Consider the following 20,043-nt stretch of genomic DNA (forward strand, 5'->3'; position numbering starts at 1 on the left):
CGGTCCTCCTCATCGGCGGAGGACCGGCACCACGGGGCGGGACGCTGCTGATGATGCTCCTGGTCGGGCTGGCCATGCTTGCAGGCCTCCTCATCGTCTATGCCGCGCTTCGCGATGGCGCCGTCTCCATGGTCGTGCCGATCGTCTCGGCCGAGGGAACCGTGACGGCAGCTATCGCCTGGGCGGCCGGTGAAGTCCCCAGCCCGGCCAAGCTGTTCGGGATGCTCCTGGTGTCGGCATCGGTCGTGACGCTGGTCGCGCTGGCCTCGCCTGCGCACGACGGCCGCCGGACCCGAGATCGCCGAGCGGCGCTGATGGCGGCGGCCGGGTGCATCGTCTGCGGCGCAATGTTCTTCGGCCAGGGCCACCTGGGCGGGGAGGTCTCACTGGCCTGGGCCGTCCTGCCGGGGCGCGCCGTCCCGGTGATCGCTCTCGCCGGTCCGCTGGCCGCCACCGGCCGCCTGCGCATCGATCGCTCCACGCTCGTCCTCGCGGTGGTGGCCGGGGTCGCGGACGTGCTCGCCATGGCCCTGCTGGTCCTGGGCAGCCGCCAGGACGTGGCCGTCACCGCCGTACTGGTGTCGCAGTATGCCGTGGTGGCCATCCTGATTGCCGCTTGGCTGTTTGGCGAGAAGTTGAAGAAGTCGCAAATGTGGGCGGTCGCCGGGCTGGCGGTCGGCGTTGCTCTGATCGCCATCTCGTCGGGCTGACGGGCACTTACCGGCCGCAGCACCGAACGGGCGCATGGCCAACTTTTTAATCTACATGGAAGTGCCGGACGGCACGGAGAATCCACTCCTCCGGCCTTGACCTTGACACATCAGAGAACAGAGCTCGATGATGCCGGAGTGGATCAAATGGCCAAGTTCTGGATGAGAAAGCGGACCGTGCGGCTACTGCTTCGATCATCGTGAGGCGTACGCGGCAGCCGTCTGCGGCACGGCGTCGAAACGGAAAGGGACTCGATCTATATGGGTGCTGACGCGGGCTCGCGCCTGAGGGGCAAGTGCGCCATCGTCACGGGCGCGGGGCAGGGAATCGGCGCGTCGATCGCGCGACGTCTTGCGGACGACGGCGCAACCGTGATCGCCGTCGACCGTTCGCGTATCTCGCTCGGGGAGACCGTGGCGGCGATCAGGAAGGATGGCGGCGACATCGCGGCCGGACTCGCGGACATCTCCGACGAGGCCCAGGTGGCCGCCCTCGTCGCGGATGCCACCGAACGTCACGGCACGATCGATATCCTGGTCAACAATGCTGCCGTGTTCGACGAGCCGGGCTCCTTCCTGACCCCGAGCCTTCAGCAGATGCAGATCACCCTCCAGGTCAACCTTGCCGGCACGATCCTGCTGTCGCAGCAGGTCGCGGCAGTCATGGCGGCCGGAGCAGGTGGCTCGATCGTCCATATTTCTTCGATCGACGCCCTCGGTGCACCGGGCCCCTACCACGCCTACCCGGCAACCAAGGCGGGGCTGCTGAGCCTGGCCCGCACAATGTCGTTTGAGCTCGCGCCCCGCGGCATCCGGGTGAACTGCGTCTCGCCGGGCTGGGTGAACACCGAGATGATCCACAAGACGTTCCCGCCCGCGCAGGTCGAGTACATGCTCAACAACTTCGAACGCGTTCCTCTCGGACGCCTCGTCGAACCCGAGGAGATCGCCGCGGCGGTCGCCTTCCTGGCCTCGGACGACGCCAGCGCGATCACGGGCGCCAACCTGGTCGTCGACGGCGGCCTGAGCTCCAGCCAGTACGTCTCCGGGACCCTCCCGGCCACGGAGTGAAGTCCCGCACGGTCACTGCCAGAAGGAGGCTGAACCCAGATGAAGATCGTCGGCTACTCCGACCGGTTGAGCGCCGTGCCGGGGTCGGAGCTCTCATTCATGATCAGCTGCACCGAGCCTCGGTTCTCGGCGCGGCTGGTGCGCCTGCGCCACGGTGACACCAATCCGGCCGGGCCGGGGCTGAAGGTCCTGCCTGTGCCGAGTGACATCGACGGTGACTACGACGGCACCGCCCAGGAGATCCGGACAGGCTCCTACGTCCGGGTCCCGAGAGTGGACGCGCTGCGTCCGCGGCAGGGCTTCAGCGTCCAGATGTGGATCTGGCCAACGCTGCCCGATCGAGGCACCCAGACACTGATCTCCCGACGAACGCCGCAAGGAGAGGGCTTCGCGCTCCGCCTCCAGGACGGACTCCTCACGCTCCAGGTAGGGGACTCCACCTTCTCCCTAAGTAGCCCAGTGCGTCCACGCACCTGGTACTTCGTGGCGGCCACATACGACGGCAGCTCCGGGGTCCGGCTGGTGCTGCGGCCGTCCTCCGGTGTGACGATCGGGCTCGCAGACGAGGCGTGGGGCACGATCGCCCCTGCGGGGGCAACGGTCGAAACCGACGTGGTCATCGGTGCGGAGACGGTCGGCTCCGAGGACGGCACAGTCATCGGGCGCGGCTACAACGGGAAGATCGATGCGCCGACACTTTTCACCCGGAGCCTGGACGACAACGAGCTCGCGAGGCTCGAGGACGGGGAGCGCGCACAGCTGGTGAGCGACGCGGCGGGCGCCTGGGACTTCTCCCAAGGCATCGACACCTGGCTTGCACACGACATCTCGCCCGCGAAGAACGACGGCACGGTCGAGAACCAGCCGATGCGCGGGGCGACCGGCCACAACTGGACCAGTCGTCACGAGGGATGGCCGCACGCGCCGGAGGAGTACGGGGCGATTCACTTCCACGAGGACGACCTCAGTGACGCGGGCTGGGAGCCCACCATCACCTGGACGGTGCCTGAGGATCTCCGGTCCGGGGCCTACGCGCTGCACATCACCACGGACGGCGCGGAGGACTACCTGCCGTTCATCGTGCTGCCGCCGGCGGGACGGCAGAGCGCGAGGATCGCCCTGTTGATGCCCACCTTCAGCTACCTCGCCTACGCCAACGAGCGCCTGGCCGCTCCCGGGGGGATGTTCGCCGGAGCGATCAAGAACTATCCTCATCAGGAGCAGGACGAGTACATGATTGAGACTGGCATGCGCAGTCTCTACGACACGCACGTCGACGGCTCGGGTGTCTGCTACGCGTCATGGCGCCGGCCCTTGGTGAGCGTCCGGCCCACGTATCGCTACCCGTACATGAACAACGGGGAAGGCGGGCCGGCCGGGCTCGCGGCGGACCTCCGCATCGTCGACTGGCTCGATGAGCACGGATACGAGTACGACATGCTGACCGACATCGAGCTCAACGACGAGGGCGTGGAGCGGATCGCCCCATACAGCGTGGTGCTCACCGGACAGCATCCCGAGTACGTGTCAGGCAAGATGATCGACGCGCTGCAGGACTACCTGGACGGCGGCGGTCGGCTCATGTACCTCGGCGGCAACGGGATGTACTGGGTCACCGAACTGGACGAAGCCAGCGGCGCCTCGGTCGAGATCAGGCGCCGCGGCCCGGCGGACCGGACCTGGGACCCCGAGCCGGGGGAGGCCTACCTCTCGAGCACCGGCGAGCTGGGCGGGCTCTGGCGCTACCGGGGTCGGTCCCCGCAATCCTGGCTGGGCGTAGGCTACTACGGCGGGGGCGGCGCTCCAGGGCGGCCCTACGAGCGCCAGCCCGGCAGCCATGACCCGCGGGTCTCCTTCGTCTTCGACGGCCTGGGAGACGACGAGGTCATCGGCGATTTCGACTCCCTCACCAACGTGTGGGGCGCCGCGGGGCATGAAACCGACGCCACCGACCCCAAGCTGGGAACGCCCGAGCACACGATCGTGCTCGCCACAGCGAGCGGTTTCGATCCGGCGCACTGGGATGTGGTCTACGAAGAGCGCATCAACGCCGTGGATCCCAATGTGAAGCATCCACGTGGCGACATGACGATGCTCGAATATCCCAACGACGGGGCCGTCTTCAGTGTGAGCTCAACGATCTGGGTCTCCTGCCTCTCGTACAAGGGCTACGACAACAACGTCTCCCGCATCACCCGCAACGTGCTCGACCGCTTCCTGTCGGGCGGTCTGCTCGCGCCCGAGGCCTGAGGAACGGGCTTATTAACGGCAAAGAAGGCGCGAGATGGCGTATCTGTCACTGGTTGAGCGCCGCCGCGAGTTCATCAATGCCGGGATACGGGTGGTCGCCCGTGAGGGCGTGGCCCGCGCCACTACACGACGCATTGCCGAGGAGGCGGACGCCTCAACAGCGAGCCTGCACTACTGCTTCGCCAACAAAGCCGAACTGCTCGAGGCCGTGTTCGACACGACCGTGTCCGAGGCGATGTCGGCCATCCGCCGACGGATACGCCCTGATATGGGACTGGTTACCGCCGCCCTCGAGATGGCACGCGGATACGCGCGCCTGGTGCGGCAACAGCCCGACATCCAACTCGTCTTCACCGAGATGAACTTCTGGGCGCTGCGTCACCCGCATGCGCGCCATCTGGCTTCCCGGGCCTACCGCCGGTGCGTGGACGGCTCGGTCCAGCTTCTGCGCGAGGCATGCGCGAGCGCGGAGGAGTCGGCAGCGGACCACGAAGGGATCGCGCGACAGATCATCGCCACGGTCGACGGCGCAGCGCTGCAGTTCATCTCTCTCGGCGACGACGTGCTCGAGGAGATCGTCGAGCACGGCGTCGCCGACATGCTGGATCGCCTGAACGATCGCTGCTGACACATTGTTGCTTCACTCGTCGATCGTGACGTTCCGTCACTCAGCGGGTCCATGCTTGTGCGCCAAAGTAGGCCGCCGAGTCAACATCTTAGGACCCCTGAAAGCAGGCTCCAGAAGGGTCAACCTGGGGCGATTCTATCCGCTCATCAGGCAATTTAAGGCGGATCGCAGAGCATCAGCCGCGATTGAGTCGGGATGAAAACTGGTCGAACACTAGACAGAAAGTTGGCCAAGTGGTCCACTTTCCTCAAGGCAGTACCGAGTAGGGAGATGAGCAGGAATGCCCCGAGTCACCTTCGTTGATTCCGATCAAGTCAGCACCACGATGTACGTGGACTCCGGCACGTCCATCATGGATGCCTCGATGGAGGCCGGACTCGACGGCATCCGGGCGGACTGCGCTGGCAATCTGATGTGCGCTACCTGTCACGTGTACGTCGACAGTGAGTGGCTGCGGCTGCTGGGTGAGCGGGAGCCCGAAGAGGAAATGCTCCTCGATGAGACGAGCGCGCCGCGCACCGAGGCAAGCCGGCTGTCCTGCCAGATCGTCCTCACCGACGAGCTGGACGGCATCACCGTGCGATTCCCGGCGGAACAGTGAGCACCCCGCGCGTCGTCATCGTCGGGGCCGGTCATGCTGGCGTCCAGGCAGCGGGGTCGATCCGGGCCGAGGGCTTCGATGGAACGGTTGTCCTCCTGGACGAGCACCACGGTCTCCCGTACCAGCGTCCGCCACTGTCGAAGGACTACCTCAAGGGCGACAACCCGGCTCAGCGCAGCCTGCTGCGTCCCCAGAGCTTCTTTGCAAAGAACTCGATCGATCTCCGCCTGGGCCAAGACGGACAGGTCACCGGAGTCGACCGCGGTGCACGCACCCTGTTCCTCGCCTCGGGCGCGTCCCTCTCCTACGACCATCTTGTGATCGCGACCGGCTCCCGTAACCGCCGGCTGCCGGTGCCGGGAGGGGACCTGCCCTCGGTCCATCAACTGCGTACACATGACGATGCCGTCGGTCTCCATGGCCGTCTGCGCCGTGCCTCCAAGGTCGCCGTCGTCGGCGGCGGGTTCGTAGGCCTCGAGATCGCAGCGTCGGCGCGGACGCTCGGGGCGCAGGTGACCGTGATCGAGTCGCTCCCACGGCTGATGGCACGCTCGGTCACGGAAATCACCGCCGCCCACCTCGCTGACCTGCACCGATCTCAGGGGGTCGAACTGCTGCTGTCGACATCGGTCACGCGAATCACGGACCGCGGCAGCAAGACCGTTCTGATTACAGGCTCGGGCAACGAGATTGAGGCCGACCTCGTCGTGGTCGGAATCGGCGCCGAGGCCGTCACCGACGTGGCCGAACTGGCCGGCGTGCCGGTCGATAACGGGATCGTCGTCGACGAGTTCTTCCGGACGGACGACTCGGCGATCTACGCGATCGGGGACTGCGCCAGCACGCCTCGCGCCGACGGACAGCGGACTCGGCTTGAGTCTGTACAGAGCGCCGTCGAACAGGCCAAGGCGGTCGCGCGGACCATCTGCGGGCACCCGCCCGCGGCGCGCGAAGTCCCGTGGTTCTGGAGCAATCAGCACAGTGCGAAGCTGCAGATCGTCGGGCTGGTGGGTGCACGCGACGCGGAGTATGTCCTCGGCGAACCGGACCAGGGCTCCTTCAACGTCCTGTGCTTCGCCCAGGACCGCTTCATCGGCGGTGAGTCCGTCAACAGCCCGAAGGATCACCTCGCGATGCGCAGGCTGCTCGACCGTGGCGCGACACTGACCATCGAGGAGCTGACCCACCCGGCTGTCGACCTGGCGGCCATGGCCGGGCGGTCGTAGAGCCGCAGGCGCATCCGGCGTCCCGGACTGCTTGACGACCGTCTCGGGAGCCGCACATACTCCAAAACTCGGTCAACTGACCAACAATCTTCCGGGATCTGGAACACCGGGGTACTGACAGAAATCGGCAAGGCCCGGTTCGACCGGGCCGGGCAGCAACGAACACCTTGGGGCGAGAATCCGCACCACGCGACGCAGATTCGCGGGATCTCACGAATCAGGCAGGAGCACCGAACATGGCCCGAAATCGAGTGGTGATCATCGGTGGAAGTGTGGCCGGCCTTGGCGCCGCGCTCGCGGCAGCCGAGACTTTCGATCAGGTGATCATCATTGAGCGCGACGAGCTTGAGTTCGGCGCGGAGCCCCGGCGCGGTGTTCCCCAGGGCAACCAGCTGCACGCCCTGCTGTCCGCCGGCATGGACGCGCTGCGTCAGTTCATCCCGGACCTTGCGGACCAGCTCACCGCGGAGGGCTGCAGCCGCTTCGACCAGGTCCGCGATGTGGCCACCTGGTCCGGCGCGGGGTGGCGTCAGCGGCTGGAGAGTGGCATCGAGACCGTCGGTTTCAGGCGGCCGCTGTTCGAGTCGGTCGTCCGACGCAACGTCCTGCAGCGTACGAACTGCCATATCCGGGTCGGATCCGTGACCGGGCTGACCACCTCGGCCGACGCTTCGCTCGTCACCGGCGTTGAGGTGGAGGGGCAGGAGTCGATCGAGGCGGACCTGGTCATTGACGCCACCGGGCGGGCGTCGCAGGCACCCAAGTGGTTTGAACAACTGGGCTTCGAGCGGCCCGAGGAGGTGCACGTTCGGTGTCAGATGGGCTACGCGGCGCGCCTCGTGCGGATCCCCGAGGGAGTCATGCCGCCACAGCTCTTCGGCGTGAACGCACTCCCCTTCCCGGGACATCACCGCGGCGGCCTCGTCTTCGTGGTCGACAACGGACTTGCGATGCTGGCAGCGGCTGGCGTCGCCCGCGAGTACCCGCCGCGTGATGAGGGCGCGTTCCTGGAGTACCTGGACCAGGCGCCGGTCTCGATCCTCGGCGAGATCGCACGCCAGTGCGAGCCGGTCGGCCCGATCGGGACCTACCGGATGCCGGGCAACCAGCTGCGGCTCTGGCACAAGCTGGCGAGCCGGCCGCGCCGATTCCTGGTCACCGGCGACGCCGTCGGCTCGTACAACCCGGTCTACGGCCAGGGCATGACCCAGTCTGCCAAGGCCGCCGTGATCCTGCGCGACACCCTCGCATCGGTCGAAGACCTCGACGACGTCGCCGTCCCCTTCCAGACCGCGCTCGGACAGTTCGCGATGTATGCCTGCGACAGCTCGGGCAAGCCGGATTCCCTGTACGACGGGGCCACCCTCATCAACTTCGAGAAGTGGGATGACGCGTCCGTCGCCCGGGCGACCGCGCTCGAGGCGCTGGCCACCGAGGATCCGGCCGTGACGCTGAAGGTCTCGCGGGCCCAGCTCGGTATGCGCCCGGAGGAGCTCGATTCCCCAGAGCTCGAGGCCATGGTCGAGCAGCGCATGCAGTCCGGGGAGCCGTCCTCGAACTGCGACAGCACCACCTTGCCCGAAGTCGTGCAGCTTGCGAACGCGTCCGGCTGACCGCCACCTGACTTGCTGATGAGACGAGGAGAAGCACGATGACCGCGAGCGCGGAAGCTCTGGGAATCGACATCGCCACCATCGACGCCGGCCGGGAAAGGAACGCAACGCTCCCGGCGCACTGGTACTACGACCCGGCGATCCACGAGTTCGAGCTCAACGAGATCTGGAACCACCGGTGGCTGTTGGCCGGCACGCTCTCTGCCATCCCCAACCCCGGCGACTTCATCGTGGCGAATGCGGGCCGAGTGCCGGTGATCGTGGCCCGGGGACGGGACGGCGAGGTCAAGGCCTACGTGAACGCATGCCCGCACCGTGCCTATCCGCTCGCGACCGAATCGGGCAAGGGCGCAGAGAACGGCTGGACGTGCTTCTACCACGGCTGGGAGTTCGACCTGGAGGGGAGCCTGGTTAAGGCACCCGGAACGGATGTCGACCCTGGGTTCGACCCAACCAGCTGTGAGCTGCGGCGGGTCGCGCTCGAACTATGGGGAGAGGCGATCTTCGTCAACGCCGACGTCGACGCACCGAGCCTGCTCGAGGCGCTCCCGAACCTGACCTCGTTCGCCGCGGATCAGGGACTCGACCCCACCTTCTCCGACTACGAGATGTTCGACTCGCGTACCTACAACATCGGCACCAACTGGAAGCTGTTCATGGACAACTTCCTGGAGTGCTACCACTGCCCGACGGTGCACGAGAAGAGCCTGTACAAGGGCTTCGACGGGTCGGCCGGCAAGTGGGAGTACACGACCGAGGGCGAGCTGTTCTCCACCCACTTCGTGCCCGATCCCGAGGCTCGGGACCAGTCCTACTTCTACGGGTCGCTCCAGGCGTTCCCGGGCTTCCTCATCATCCAGCACAACCACTTCGGCGTGCTCTGCCAGGCGATCCCGACCGGGCCGGACGCGATCAAGTACGAGTGCTACTTCTACCGCCAGAACGGCAGCCCCGACCAGGACGTCAAGACGAAGGTCGACGTGTGGGAGGAGACCTTCGACGAGGACTTCGTCCTGATGGAGGTCCACCAGCGCAGCGTCCGCGACAGCGGCTTCTCCGGGCACGGCTACGTGCGGGAGACCGAACTGCTCCTCATCCAGTTCAACAACGTCCTGTGGGCCGCATACAAGAACGCCCTCGGCGGCAGCGCCACCGGGCACGACGGCATCCGCAAGAGCATCAGCCGGACGGCAGCAGAGGGCGTGTCGCTTCCCTGAGCGATCTTGATCGGAAAGGTACATGTTCATGGGCAGGCACAGGCGGCAGCGGGGAGAACCAGCCCGCACCCAGTCCCCGACAACCACGCTCACGGTCAACGGAGAGGAGCATCAGGTATCAGCCGCGGCTGACGCCACACTGCTCGATGTGCTCCGGGACGAGCTGGGTCTGCAGGGGACCAAGCTCGGCTGCGGCCGCGGAGAGTGCGGGGCCTGCACCGTCCTGGTCGACGGTCGTGCCGCCCTCGCCTGCATCGCGCTCGCGTCACGGGTGCGTGGACATGTCGAGACCATCGAAGGTCTGGCGGAGCCGGCCAAAGCGCTGCGCGCGGCCTTCGCTGACACCGGTGCGTTCCAGTGCGGCTACTGCACACCAGGGCAGGTCGTTCGGGCCGCCGGTCTGATCCGGTCCGGGGCGGTCCCGGCAGACGACAGGGACCTGCGCCATCAGCTGGCGGGGAACATCTGCCGGTGCACCGGCTATCAGGCGATCGTCGAGGCCGTCCGCACGGCGGCCGACGCAACGGCGGCAGCATCATGACCAAGCCCCGCGTCAGGCACGCTGAATGGGACGAGCGTACGAGCGGTCGCACGTCATACGTGGGCGACCTACCCACGTTCGGTGTGCTGTCCGCGGCGCTGCTGCGCAGCCCGCACCGGCGGGCACGGATCCTCAAGATCGACACATCGGCGGCCGAGGCCTGCCCCGGCGTCCGTGCCGTGATTTCGGCCGCGGACCTGCCCGACCGGCACTACACCGACAACGGCACCTCCGACCGGCCCGCGCTCGCACGCGGTGAGGTCAGGTACGTCGGCCACGAGATTGCCGCAATCGCAGCCGACACCCAGGAGCAGGCGCGTGCCGCCATCGAACGCATCCGGGTCTCCTACGCGCCACTTCCACCCTTCCCGTCCTTCGAGAGCCAGCTGAAGTCGGGCCCCAGCGGGGGAGACGAGTGCATCGCGGGCTCCCTCGACCGGCTGTTCGGCGACGAGCGTTGTTTCGAAACGGAGCCGGCCATCCGTGTGACCGGCGAGTACCGCTTCGGCAGCCAGGCGCATGCGTGCATGGAACCGCACACAGCGCTCGCGTCTTGGAATGCCGAGAACAACGTCCTCGACCTGTGGGCACCCACCCAGGGCACGCGCAGCGTCCAACGCGATGTGGCCCTGATGCTGGGCCTGGACGCCGACCAGGTGCGAGTCCACCGCATCGCGGCCGGCGGTGACTTCGGATCACGCGTACGACCGGGTGACATCGAGGTCGTCACCGCAGCCCTGGCCATCAAGACGCAGCGAGCCGTCCGGCTCATGCTCACGCGCGACGAGGAGTTCGCGCACACCAAGCGGCGCCACGACTTCGTCGTCAGACTGTCGACCGGGGCCGCAGCCGACGGCCGGCTCCTGACCAGGACGGCCGAAATCCTCGTGGAAAGCGGCGGCTTCGCCCAGGCCAGCGTCAGCGAGATGGGCTACAGCAGCCAACTGCTCGCCTCGCAGTACAGGGTGGACGCCGCCCGCATCCAGGGCACTGCGTTCTATACCCACCGACGCCCCGGGGGATCGTTCCGCGGAGCCGGCGGACCACAGGCGGCATTCGCGCTTGAGGTCCAGATGGACGAACTGGCCGAGCGCCTCTCGATCGACCCCGTCGACCTGCGGATCCGCAACGCTCACCAACCGGGGGAGACCACCACCGCGGGCTGGCAGATCGAAGGCTCCCGCCTGACCGAGTGCCTGCAGACAGCCCGCGCGGCTGTCGACTGGGACCAGCGCCGCGCCCTGGCAGGCTCAGGGCGCGGCATCGGGATCGCCGCCGGCACCCACGTCTCCGGCGTGCTGACCAACCCGCACGCGACGACCGCCTCCGCCACGATCGACCTGGGCGCCGACGGCTCGATCGTCGTACGGACCGGTGCCGGCGACCCGGGCACCGGGCAGCCCATGGTCGCCGCGATCTTGGTGGCCGAGGAACTCGGCGTCGACCCGGATGCCGTCGCCATCGTCTATCAGGACACGGCCGAAACGCCCTACGACCCCGGCGCAGGCGCCTCGAAGGGCACGTTCATGACCGGCAGCGCCGCGCTCGGAGCCGGGCGACTTGCCTCGACCCGGGTCCGTGAACTGGCAGCCGCGAAATTCGCGGTCCTCGCGGACCAGGTGACACTCGCCGACGGGCTCGTCACCGCCGGGCACGACACCATGTCCCTGGGCGACCTGGTCGCCTCCGCACCGGAGGCAAACGACGGCATCCTGCGCATCCATTACCGGCACGACCTCGAACTGCCCCTCCTCACCGGCTCGTCCGGCTTCGGCAACCTCTCCCCGAGCTACGGGTTCGCCGCGCACGCGGTCGAACTGGACGTCGATCGCAGCACCGGCCGCATCCGCGTCCACCGCGTCCACGCCGTCCACGACTCCGGCACGATCATCAACCCGACCGGAGCCCGCGGCCAAGTCGTCGGCGGCGTCGTGATGGCGCTCGGCGCGGCCTTGGGGGAGGAACTCGTCTACGTCGAGGACCAATTGGCCAACGGCAGTTACACCGAATACGCCATGCCGCGCGCCGCCGACGCCCCGGAAGTCGTTCCGATCTTCCTGGAGTCGGACACCGGCCCCGGCCCCCAGGGGGCGAAGGGCCTTGCCGAGGTAGCGCTCGCACCCGTGGCGGCTGCGGTCGTAAACGCGGTCCACCACGCCGTCGGGGTGCGCATCACCGACCTGCCGATCACACCCGACAAGGTCCTGGCCGCGCTGGAGGCCGCCGACCCACACCAGATTCGCCTCAACGGGTCGCGCAGCACCTGGCGGCGCATCGACCCGCACCGGTGGTGGATCCACCTGATGCGCTGGGCCTACCCGCGCGGGCTCCACGCCGTATTGCATCACTACGGCACCAGGCTGGCTCGCCGGCGTCGGCCCGCCGATCGTCTCAAGCTGATCCCCGCGGGCACGGGTCAGGAGGCGGCCAGGCGTCTTGCCCAGACCCCCAGGAGCCGGCCGCTGGGAGGCGGATCGGATCTGATCGTTGCGCGGCAGCAGGGACTCAGGACCGAAGAGAACCTCGTCGATCTCACCGGAATCGATGAACTGACCGTGCTCGAGGGCACGTGTGACGGTGACCTGCGCATCGGGGGAGCGGTCACGCTCGAGGACCTCGGCCGCTTCGCCGCGGCCCACGGCGACACGGCCATCGCGTCCGCCATCGACACGATCGCAACCCCGCAGATCAGGTCCGTCGCCACCGTGGCGGGCAACCTGTGCCAGGAAAAGCGATGCAGCTACTTCCGCAACGGCTACCCCTGCTACAAGCGGGGCGGCGCCTCCTGTCCCTGCTACGCAGTACTGGGTGATCACCGGTTCTACCACGCTGCACTTGGCGGCCACCGCTGCCAGGCGACCACCCCGTCAGACCTGGCCACCGTCTTCACCGCCCTCGACGCCGTCGCTGTCGTGCAGGGCCCCACCACGATGCGACGGCTCCCCATCCGGGACCTGTACCGGGGGCCGGGCGAGACGACGCTGCGAAACGACGAGCTCATCGCGGAGATCGTGGTACCGGCCCAAGCACGTCGGCGCACAACGGTGTTCGAGAAACTCGGCCTGTACGACGGCGGGTTCGCCATGGTGGCAGCCTGCGCCTCCCTCGAAGTGGACGACGACGGCGCCATCACGACCTGCCGGGCCGTCCTCGGCGGCCTCGCGCCGAAACCGTACCGAGCCACCGACACCGAGCGCCGCCTGATCGGGCACGTGCCGACGGACTCGCTCATCGACCAGGCCAGCACCTCCTGGACGCCTCACGCCGACCCCCTGCCGGGAACCCGGTGGAAGCTTCGCGCCGGGTCGAACCTCCTCGCCCGCGCCCTCCGCACTGCGGCCGACCAGCGCCCGCCTCGCACCACGCCGGGCCACGCGTAGTTCGCACGCTGACCCGCCGCTGGTGTCGTAACCGATATCCCACCACCCCTGACGGAAGAAGGAACGCAGTGAACATCGAGACCGTAGTCAAGGGCGGACGGGTGGTGACGCCCGCAATGGACGCCGTGACCGACATCGGCATCACCGACGGCCGTGTGGTCGCCATGGGACCGGACCTCACCGCACCCGAGATCATCGACGCCAGCGGGAAGGTCGTTCTTCCCGGCGGTATCGACATGCACGTCCACCTTTCGGATTCGCCGCTCCCGACCGGGCAGCGGATGAAGTGGGCCGACGACTTCGTTGCCGGCTCCCGGGCGGCGGCCGCCGGCGGCATCACCACCATCGGCAACATGTCGTACGCCGAGACGAACGAGCCTCTGCTCGACGCCCTCAGGCGTCACGACGCCGAGGCATCCGACGACAGCGTCGTGGACTATCTGCTCCACGTCGTGGTCGCCGACCCGACCCCCGAAGCCATCGCCGAGATCGGCAAGATGCATCTCGAGGGCTTCAACACGATCAAGCTCTTCCTCAGCCGGCCGTACTTCGAAAAGTACGCCGAGGAATACCTGGAGGTCCTCCGGCAGGCCGGACGCTCCGGTGTCCTGCCCCTCATCCACTGCGAGGATTCGGCGATCTGCCTGCACCTCTCCGGCAAGCTCCACGCCGACGGCTGCTCCAGCGCGAAGTACTACGGCGACAGCCGGCCCGACTTCGCCGAGGAGACGGCCGTGGTCCGGGCCCTCGGCCTCGCCCGCGCCGCGGACTGCCCGATCTACATCGTCCACGTGTCGTCCAAGGAGGGAATCGAGGCGATCCAGCGGTCCCGGCTACGCGGCTGGCCGGTGTACGCCGAGACCCGGCCGCTGTACCTCTACCAGACGGACGACGTGTACTCCGACGAGGACGGCGCGAAGTGGGTCGGCCGACCGCCGGTGCGCCACGACAAGGACGTGACGTCGATGTGGTCCGGGCTCGAATCCGGCATGATCGACACGTACTGCAGCGACCACGCGCCGTGGAAGCTGTCGGAGAAGCTCGACCCGTCCCTCAACGTCGGCAACTCCTTCCTCGCCGGCCACGCCGATCTGGACACGCTGCTGCCGCAGTTCTGGGACCACGCCATCCGCCGGCGCGGCTGGTCGATCCAGCGGTTCGTCGAGGTGACCTCCACCAACGCCGCCCGCATCTTCGGCCTCTTCCCGCAGAAGGGCACGATCGCTGTCGGGTCCGACGCCGACCTGGTCATCTGGGACCCCGAGCTAGTCCGTTCCATCGACAGCTCGACCTGGCAGTCGAACAGCGACTTCTCCCTCTACGAGGGCGAAACCTTCACCGGTTGGCCGATCCTCACGATGGTGCGCGGCACGGTCGTCTACCGCGACGGCAAGATCGTCACCGAGTCGGGTCACGGCCGCCGCGCCATCGCCGGCACCCCGGCGCGGACGGGGGCCTACTGATGAAGTTCGGTTTCGGTGTCAACCCGCAGGGCGTCGACGAGGTCGTCTCCGCCGGTGTCCAGGCTGAGGCCCTCGGCTTCGACCGGATCGGTCTGTGGGACTCCCCGCTGGGCCACCGCGAGGTGTGGATGACCCTTGGCGCGGTCGCAGCGAAGACGGAGAAGCTCCGGCTCGGGCCCTGGGTCACGAACGGGATCACCCGCCACCCCGTCGTGACCGCCGCCGCCGCGGCCACGCTGGACGACATCGCCCCCGGCCGGGTCATTCTCGGCGTGGGCTCCGGCGACAGCGGCGTCTACAACCTCGCCGGGGTCGGATCCAAGCTCGCCGACCTTGAGGAGTTCGTCGTCGCGGTCCGCGGCCTGCTGACCACTGGCCGCGCCGAGTGGCGCGGCCAGTCGCTCGCCATCGACTGGCCCGGGGAACGGGACGTCAAGATCTTCGTCTCTGCGCACGGGCCCAAGGCCACGCGCCTGGCGGGCCGCATCGGCGACGGCGTCATCGTCGGCAGCGGCGTCTCCCCGGAGGCCATCCACAGCGCCCGCGACCTCATCGCCGCTGGCTGCGAGGAGGCCGGCCGGGACGAGAGCCAGATCGAGACCTGGTGGATGGCCCCCTGGTACATCTCGGAGGACGGGGAGCAGGCCAAGAACGACGCGCTCTGGCACCTGACCAGCCTGGTGCACCACTGGTCGCGGACCGGCGGCAAGGGAATGTTCCCCGAGGAGCTGAGGGAAGGGATCATCAAGCTCGGCTCCGGCTACCACCTGCGCAGCCACGGTGACCCCTCGCCCGAGGAGAAGGCCCAGTACGCCGCCGAGGCCGAGCGTCTCGGTGTCGCGGACTATCTGCGCAGGCGATTCACCATCAGTGGCACCCCGGCCGAGGTGTGCGTGCAAATGGCCGAGGCGGCCCAGGCCGGTGCGCTGAACCTGGACTGCGCCAACGCTGCGCCAAAGGGCCGCGTGATGGTGCGCCCGACGAACTTCCACACCCTGGTGCGACCGCTCCTTCAGGAACAGTCGGCGATGGCGACGGGAACCGCGCATGTCCACTGAGACGAACGGCGCGTCGGCGGGCTCGCTGCGGGCCCGCGATCTGGGCATCCCGTTTGACGGCATGCCCGGCGAGCGCAACGCCCTGGTCGACGTTGCCGGAGTCGAGATCGGGCACACCACGCTCATCAGCGAGAAGGCCCGGGCCCGGACCGGAGCCACGGCCATCCACCCCCGCGGCCGCGCGGGCGTCGGTGAGGCGGTCGCGGCGGGCGTGCACTCCTTCAACGGCAACGGCGAGCTCACCGGAAGCCACTGGATCCGTGAGGCCGGATCGTTCGCGACCCCGATCGTGCTGACGAGTACCCATGCCGTGGGCGACGCCCACCGGGGGGTGATCGACTGGATGCTCCGGGAGCGGCCCGGGCTCGGCGAACGCTGGCTGCTACCGGTCGTCGGCGAGACGTGGGACGGCCGACTCAACGACGCCACCGTGCGCCACCTGCTGTCGGACGACATCATCGCCGCGCTCGACGCGGCGAGTGCCGACACCCTGGCGGAGGGGCCTGTCGGCGGTGGAACGGGCATGATCTGCTACGGCCGTAAGGGAGGCAACGGCACTGCCTCCCGCCTTGTCGACTACGAAGGCGAGAGCTACGCAGTCGGCGTGTTCCTGCAGGCCAACTTCGGTGACGCGCACGAGCTACGCGTCATGGGCCGACCGCTCGCCACGCCGCCCGTGGACGGGAACGCGATCAGCACCGCTCCCGCGGGCGCGGGCTCGCTGATCGTCGTGGTGGGAACCGACGCACCCCTCCTCCCGGGGCAGTGCGCTGCGCTTGCCCGTCGGGTCTCGCTCGGCGTCGGCCGGACTGGAACGGCCGGATCGCACTTCTCCGGCGACATCTTCCTGGCGTTCTCCACGGCGAACACCGGAGCGTTCGGAAGCCAGCCGCCCGCCAGCGGCAGGCCTGGGGAGACAGCCACCCTGGACACGGTTCAGACCGTGCCGTGGGGGTGCATGGACCCCTTCTACACGGCCGTCGTGCAGGCGACCGAGGAGGCGATCCTGAACGCGCTCGTCGCCGGCCGGGACGTGCACGGACCGAAGGGCCTGCTCGTCGCGGGCGTTGACCACGACGAGGTGCGGTCCCTCTTCGTGCAGAAGACCGAGGAGGCTGTGCGATGACTGCGACTGACCCCGTCTCGTTCTGGGACCACGACCTCGGGCCCAGGGCCCTGCGCGCCCCCCTCGCCTCCGATAGCGAGGTCGACGTGTGCATCGTCGGCGCCGGTCTGACCGGGCTCTGGACGGCGTACTACCTCGCCAAGGCCGAACCCGGCCTGCGCATCGGGATCCTCGAGCGGGAGTACGCCGGCTTCGGCGCATCCGGGCGCAGCGGGGGATGGCTGTCCAACTTCCTGGCCGGATCGAGGGAGAGGTACGCGAAGAAGAACGGACGGCAGTCCGTCGTCGACCTCCAGCACGAGATGGACGCCTCGGTCGACGAAATCATCAAGATCCTCAACGTTGAGGGGATCGACGCCGATCTAGACAAGCCCGGTGTGCTGACGGTCGCGCGGACCCCGGCCCAGTGGGAGCGCCTGCAGGCGAAGGTCGTCGAGGACGAGGCATGGGGCGAGCGGGACCAGGTCCTCCTCGACGCGGCCGCCTGCGCGGACCGCATCCGGATCGCCGACGCCGTTGGCGCCGCGTACTCCCCGCATTGCGCGCGGGTGCACCCGGCGAAGCTGACGGCAGGCCTCGCCGCGGCAGTCGAGGACAGGGGCGTGTGGATCTGGGAGCAGTCTCCGGCGGTCCGCATCGAACCGCACACGGTCCACACGCCGTCCGCGTCCGTCCGGGCCCAGCACATCGTGCTCGCGGTGGAAGGCTTCACCGCGGAGATACGCGGGCATCACCGGGATCTGCTGCCGATGAACTCATCGATGATCATGACCGAGCGTATTCCGGACTCGGTGTGGGAGACGATCGGCTGGGCAGGCAACGAACTCCTGGGCGACATGGCGCACGTGTACTTCTACGCACAGCGCACCAGCGATGGCCGTGTTGCCTTCGGAGGCCGCGGCAAGCCGTACCGGTACGGCTCACGGATCCCGGCAGGCGGCACGATCCCGCAGGTGACCGTCGAAGCGCTACGGAACCTGATGGTGGAGTGCTTCCCCGCACTGAAGCGGGTGGACATCGCCGACGCCTGGTCGGGCGTCCTCGGCGTCTCGCGAGACTGGTGCTCAACCCTCACCCGCGATACCCGAACCGGCGCGCTGATCGTCGGCGGCTACGCCGGCCACGGCATGACCACCACCAACCTGGCCGGCCGGACCGTCCGCGACCTGATCCTCGGTCTCGACTCGGACCTGCTGTCGCTGCCCTGGGTCGACCACACGTCCCAGCGCTGGGAACCGGAGCCGTTCCGCTGGCTCGGCGTCCAAGCGGTCTACAGCGCCTACCGAGGAGCCGACGCACGCGAGGACCGCTCCGGCCGAGGCACATCCATGCTCGGCCGCGCCGCCAACCTCCTGGCGGGGCGGTGAACCCCACCAGCTCCGGAGCGCTTTCGACCGGGACGACGCGCTTCCCGAATCGCTGAACTGAAGTTAAGGAACGAGGTCACCGAGATGTCGGCACCCCACGAAGCTCGCTCATACCGGGTCACGAACCCGGCAAACGGACAGGTCCTCGCGGACTACGAGTCAGCGTCCGATGCCGCGATCACCGCTCTCCTGGAGCGGTCCGCCGAGGCACAGCAACGATGGGCCCGGCGCTCTGTCACCGACCGCGCCCGCATTGTCGCCGAGGTCGCCAGGCTCTTCGACGAGAGGGCAGGGAAGCTCGGAGCCCTGATCACCGCCGAGATGGGGAAGGAGGCATCGTCGGCGGTGGGGGAGGCGAAGTTCTGCAAGGAGATCTTTGCGTACTACGCCACTGAGGGACCGCGTCTCATCGCCGACACACCGGTCGCGGTCCCGGCGGGAGCTAATGCGCGCATCCAGAGGCTTCCCCTTGGCCCGATCCTCGGCGTGATGCCGTGGAATTACCCCTACTACCAGGCGGCCCGCTTCGTCGCTCCGAACCTCGTACTCGGCAACTCGGTCATCCTTAAGCCAGCGGAAAACTGTCCCTCGTCCGCCTTGGCGATCGCCGACATCATGAGCGAGGCGGGCGTGCCAGCGGGCGTCTACGAATCGGTCTTCGCGACCCATGACCAAATTGCGCGCATCGTTGCCGACCCGCGGGTGCAAGGCGTCTCCCTGACCGGTTCAGAGCGCGCTGGTACCGCGATCGCCGAGCACGCAGGGCGCAACCTCAAAAAGGTGGTCCTCGAACTCGGAGGATCGGACCCGTACATCGTGCTGGACTCCGCCGACGTGGCGGCGTCCGCGCGTCTGGCGTGGGACACCCGCATGTCCAACAACGGCCAGGCATGCAACTCCAACAAGCGCATGATTGTCATGAGCGACATCTACGACGAGTTCGTGGCGGAGCTGGTCACACTTGCCACTGGTCTCGAGCCTGGTGACCCGGCGAACCTCGGTGAGCGGGAGTTCCCACCGTTGGCCTCCCGAACTGCGGCGGAAGAGCTTGCTGCCCAGGTCGCAGATGCTGTCGCACAGGGCGCAGTCCTGCATACCGGGGGCACAGTGACCGAGGATTCCGGGGCATACTTCCGCCCGGCTGTGCTCACCGACGTCAAGGTCGGGATGCGCGCCTACAGCGAGGAACTGTTCGGCCCGGCAGCAGTGGTGTACCGAGTGGAGACCGATGAGGAGGCGATTGCGTTGGCGAACGACAGCCAATACGGCCTCGGTGCGGCCGTATTCAGTCAGGATGCGGAGCGGGCGAGCGCCGTGGCGAGCTCTCTCGAGGTCGGAATGACGAACGTCAACATCCCGATCGGACAGGGTGCTTCGCTCCCGTTCGGTGGAGTGAAGCGCTCGGGCTTTGGCCGTGAGCTCGGACCGCTGGGGCTTGATGAGTTCGTCAACAAGCGCCTCTTCTACGCCCAGCAGTGACGAGGCGTTCGGAGACGTCGGATGCCCGGCCCAGGCCCCGCGGACGGTGGATGCGCGCATCTCGTCGTCCTCGGCAACTCCAAGATCCCCGACAGAATCAAGTTTAGAGCCTGTTTCAGACGTGACCTTCTGGGGTGCAGGCCCTCGTTCTTTGGCGCCGATGACGATGAAGCTTGGCAGCGAGGCGAACAAATAATCGGTTGCCTATTGGTGATGATGGTGGATCCAATGGCCGGCGTGATCACCCGGGCGCGCCCGCCGCAGTGAGACGTGACGAGCGCGAACCGCCAGCCCCGGCCGGCGCACGATCCGG

At 67.9% G+C, this 20,043-nt stretch carries 14 protein-coding genes; all 14 read left to right on the forward strand.

Going from position 1 to position 20,043, the window contains the following annotated elements; translation table 11 throughout:
* Nucleotides 1-971 precede the first annotated feature (971 nt).
* The 14 genes from IE325_RS43990 to IE325_RS44055 all read left to right on the forward strand — a co-directional run bounded on the left by IE325_RS43990 (nucleotide 972) and on the right by IE325_RS44055 (nucleotide 19,730).
* Nucleotides 972-1,781 carry an SDR family NAD(P)-dependent oxidoreductase gene (locus IE325_RS43990; RefSeq protein WP_190075832.1) on the forward strand — a complete coding sequence of 270 codons (810 nt, stop codon included), beginning with the start codon at nucleotides 972-974 and terminating at the stop codon, nucleotides 1,779-1,781.
* Between the two features lie 39 nt (nucleotides 1,782-1,820).
* Nucleotides 1,821-4,031, forward strand: coding sequence for a N,N-dimethylformamidase beta subunit family domain-containing protein (locus tag IE325_RS43995; RefSeq protein ID WP_190075833.1), 2,211 nt, complete (start codon nucleotides 1,821-1,823; stop codon nucleotides 4,029-4,031).
* Between the two features lie 34 nt (nucleotides 4,032-4,065).
* On the forward strand, nucleotides 4,066-4,659 hold the full coding sequence (locus tag IE325_RS44000) for a TetR/AcrR family transcriptional regulator (RefSeq protein ID WP_190075834.1): 594 nt from the start codon (nucleotides 4,066-4,068) through the stop codon (nucleotides 4,657-4,659).
* Nucleotides 4,660-4,939: 280 nt separating this feature from the next.
* Entirely contained in the window at nucleotides 4,940-5,260 is a 321-nt protein-coding gene (locus tag IE325_RS44005) for a 2Fe-2S iron-sulfur cluster-binding protein (protein WP_190075835.1), read from the forward strand.
* Nucleotides 5,257-6,486, forward strand: a complete 1,230-nt coding sequence (locus IE325_RS44010) for an NAD(P)/FAD-dependent oxidoreductase (protein WP_190075836.1) — start codon at nucleotides 5,257-5,259, stop codon at nucleotides 6,484-6,486. Before IE325_RS44005 ends, IE325_RS44010 begins: the two co-directional genes overlap by 4 nt.
* A 236-nt stretch (nucleotides 6,487-6,722) precedes the next feature.
* Complete coding sequence (locus IE325_RS44015; protein ID WP_190075837.1) at nucleotides 6,723-8,099, forward strand: FAD-dependent oxidoreductase; 1,377 nt, start codon at nucleotides 6,723-6,725, stop codon at nucleotides 8,097-8,099.
* Nucleotides 8,100-8,137: 38 nt separating this feature from the next.
* Nucleotides 8,138-9,316, forward strand: coding sequence for an aromatic ring-hydroxylating oxygenase subunit alpha (locus IE325_RS44020; RefSeq protein ID WP_190075838.1), 1,179 nt, complete (start codon nucleotides 8,138-8,140; stop codon nucleotides 9,314-9,316).
* 28 nt (nucleotides 9,317-9,344) lie between these two features.
* The gene (locus IE325_RS44025; RefSeq protein WP_268256403.1) at nucleotides 9,345-9,857 is read left to right on the forward strand and encodes a (2Fe-2S)-binding protein; all 513 of its coding nucleotides are present in this window, start codon (nucleotides 9,345-9,347) and stop codon (nucleotides 9,855-9,857) included.
* Complete coding sequence (locus tag IE325_RS44030) at nucleotides 9,854-13,237, forward strand: molybdopterin cofactor-binding domain-containing protein (protein WP_268256404.1); 3,384 nt, start codon at nucleotides 9,854-9,856, stop codon at nucleotides 13,235-13,237. The genes IE325_RS44025 and IE325_RS44030 overlap by 4 nt, the downstream gene beginning before the upstream one ends.
* 68 nt (nucleotides 13,238-13,305) lie before the next feature.
* Nucleotides 13,306-14,700 (forward strand): amidohydrolase family protein, encoded by a 1,395-nt coding sequence (locus IE325_RS44035; RefSeq protein WP_190075841.1) that lies wholly within the window; start codon nucleotides 13,306-13,308, stop codon nucleotides 14,698-14,700.
* Entirely contained in the window at nucleotides 14,700-15,758 is a 1,059-nt protein-coding gene (locus IE325_RS44040) for an LLM class flavin-dependent oxidoreductase (RefSeq protein WP_190075842.1), read from the forward strand. The genes IE325_RS44035 and IE325_RS44040 overlap by 1 nt, the downstream gene beginning before the upstream one ends.
* Nucleotides 15,748-16,884: a DmpA family aminopeptidase gene (locus IE325_RS44045; RefSeq protein ID WP_190075843.1), complete on the forward strand. Its 1,137-nt coding sequence runs from the start codon at nucleotides 15,748-15,750 to the stop codon at nucleotides 16,882-16,884. Before IE325_RS44040 ends, IE325_RS44045 begins: the two co-directional genes overlap by 11 nt.
* Nucleotides 16,881-18,251 carry an NAD(P)/FAD-dependent oxidoreductase gene (locus IE325_RS44050; RefSeq protein WP_190075844.1) on the forward strand — a complete coding sequence of 457 codons (1,371 nt, stop codon included), beginning with the start codon at nucleotides 16,881-16,883 and terminating at the stop codon, nucleotides 18,249-18,251. Before IE325_RS44045 ends, IE325_RS44050 begins: the two co-directional genes overlap by 4 nt.
* Before the next feature lie 84 nt (nucleotides 18,252-18,335).
* Nucleotides 18,336-19,730, forward strand: a complete 1,395-nt coding sequence (locus IE325_RS44055; protein ID WP_190075845.1) for an aldehyde dehydrogenase family protein — start codon at nucleotides 18,336-18,338, stop codon at nucleotides 19,728-19,730.
* Nucleotides 19,731-20,043 lie beyond the last annotated feature (313 nt).

The organism is Streptomyces lanatus (genome assembly GCF_014655715.1).
Lineage (GTDB): Bacteria > Actinomycetota > Actinomycetes > Streptomycetales > Streptomycetaceae > Streptomyces > Streptomyces lanatus.

Coding starts and splice junctions, on each gene's coding strand:
- IE325_RS44020 (WP_190075838.1), top strand. CDS start 8,138: ATGACCGCGAGCGCGGAAGCTCTGGGAATCGACATCGCCACCATCGAC.
- IE325_RS44015 (WP_190075837.1), top strand. CDS start 6,723: ATGGCCCGAAATCGAGTGGTGATCATCGGTGGAAGTGTGGCCGGCCTT.
- IE325_RS44050 (WP_190075844.1), top strand. CDS start 16,881: ATGACTGCGACTGACCCCGTCTCGTTCTGGGACCACGACCTCGGGCCC.
- IE325_RS44000 (WP_190075834.1), top strand. CDS start 4,066: ATGGCGTATCTGTCACTGGTTGAGCGCCGCCGCGAGTTCATCAATGCC.
- IE325_RS44025 (WP_268256403.1), top strand. CDS start 9,345: ATGGGCAGGCACAGGCGGCAGCGGGGAGAACCAGCCCGCACCCAGTCC.
- IE325_RS44040 (WP_190075842.1), top strand. CDS start 14,700: ATGAAGTTCGGTTTCGGTGTCAACCCGCAGGGCGTCGACGAGGTCGTC.
- IE325_RS44055 (WP_190075845.1), top strand. CDS start 18,336: ATGTCGGCACCCCACGAAGCTCGCTCATACCGGGTCACGAACCCGGCA.
- IE325_RS43995 (WP_190075833.1), top strand. CDS start 1,821: ATGAAGATCGTCGGCTACTCCGACCGGTTGAGCGCCGTGCCGGGGTCG.
- IE325_RS44005 (WP_190075835.1), top strand. CDS start 4,940: ATGCCCCGAGTCACCTTCGTTGATTCCGATCAAGTCAGCACCACGATG.
- IE325_RS44045 (WP_190075843.1), top strand. CDS start 15,748: ATGTCCACTGAGACGAACGGCGCGTCGGCGGGCTCGCTGCGGGCCCGC.
- IE325_RS44030 (WP_268256404.1), top strand. CDS start 9,854: ATGACCAAGCCCCGCGTCAGGCACGCTGAATGGGACGAGCGTACGAGC.
- IE325_RS43990 (WP_190075832.1), top strand. CDS start 972: ATGGGTGCTGACGCGGGCTCGCGCCTGAGGGGCAAGTGCGCCATCGTC.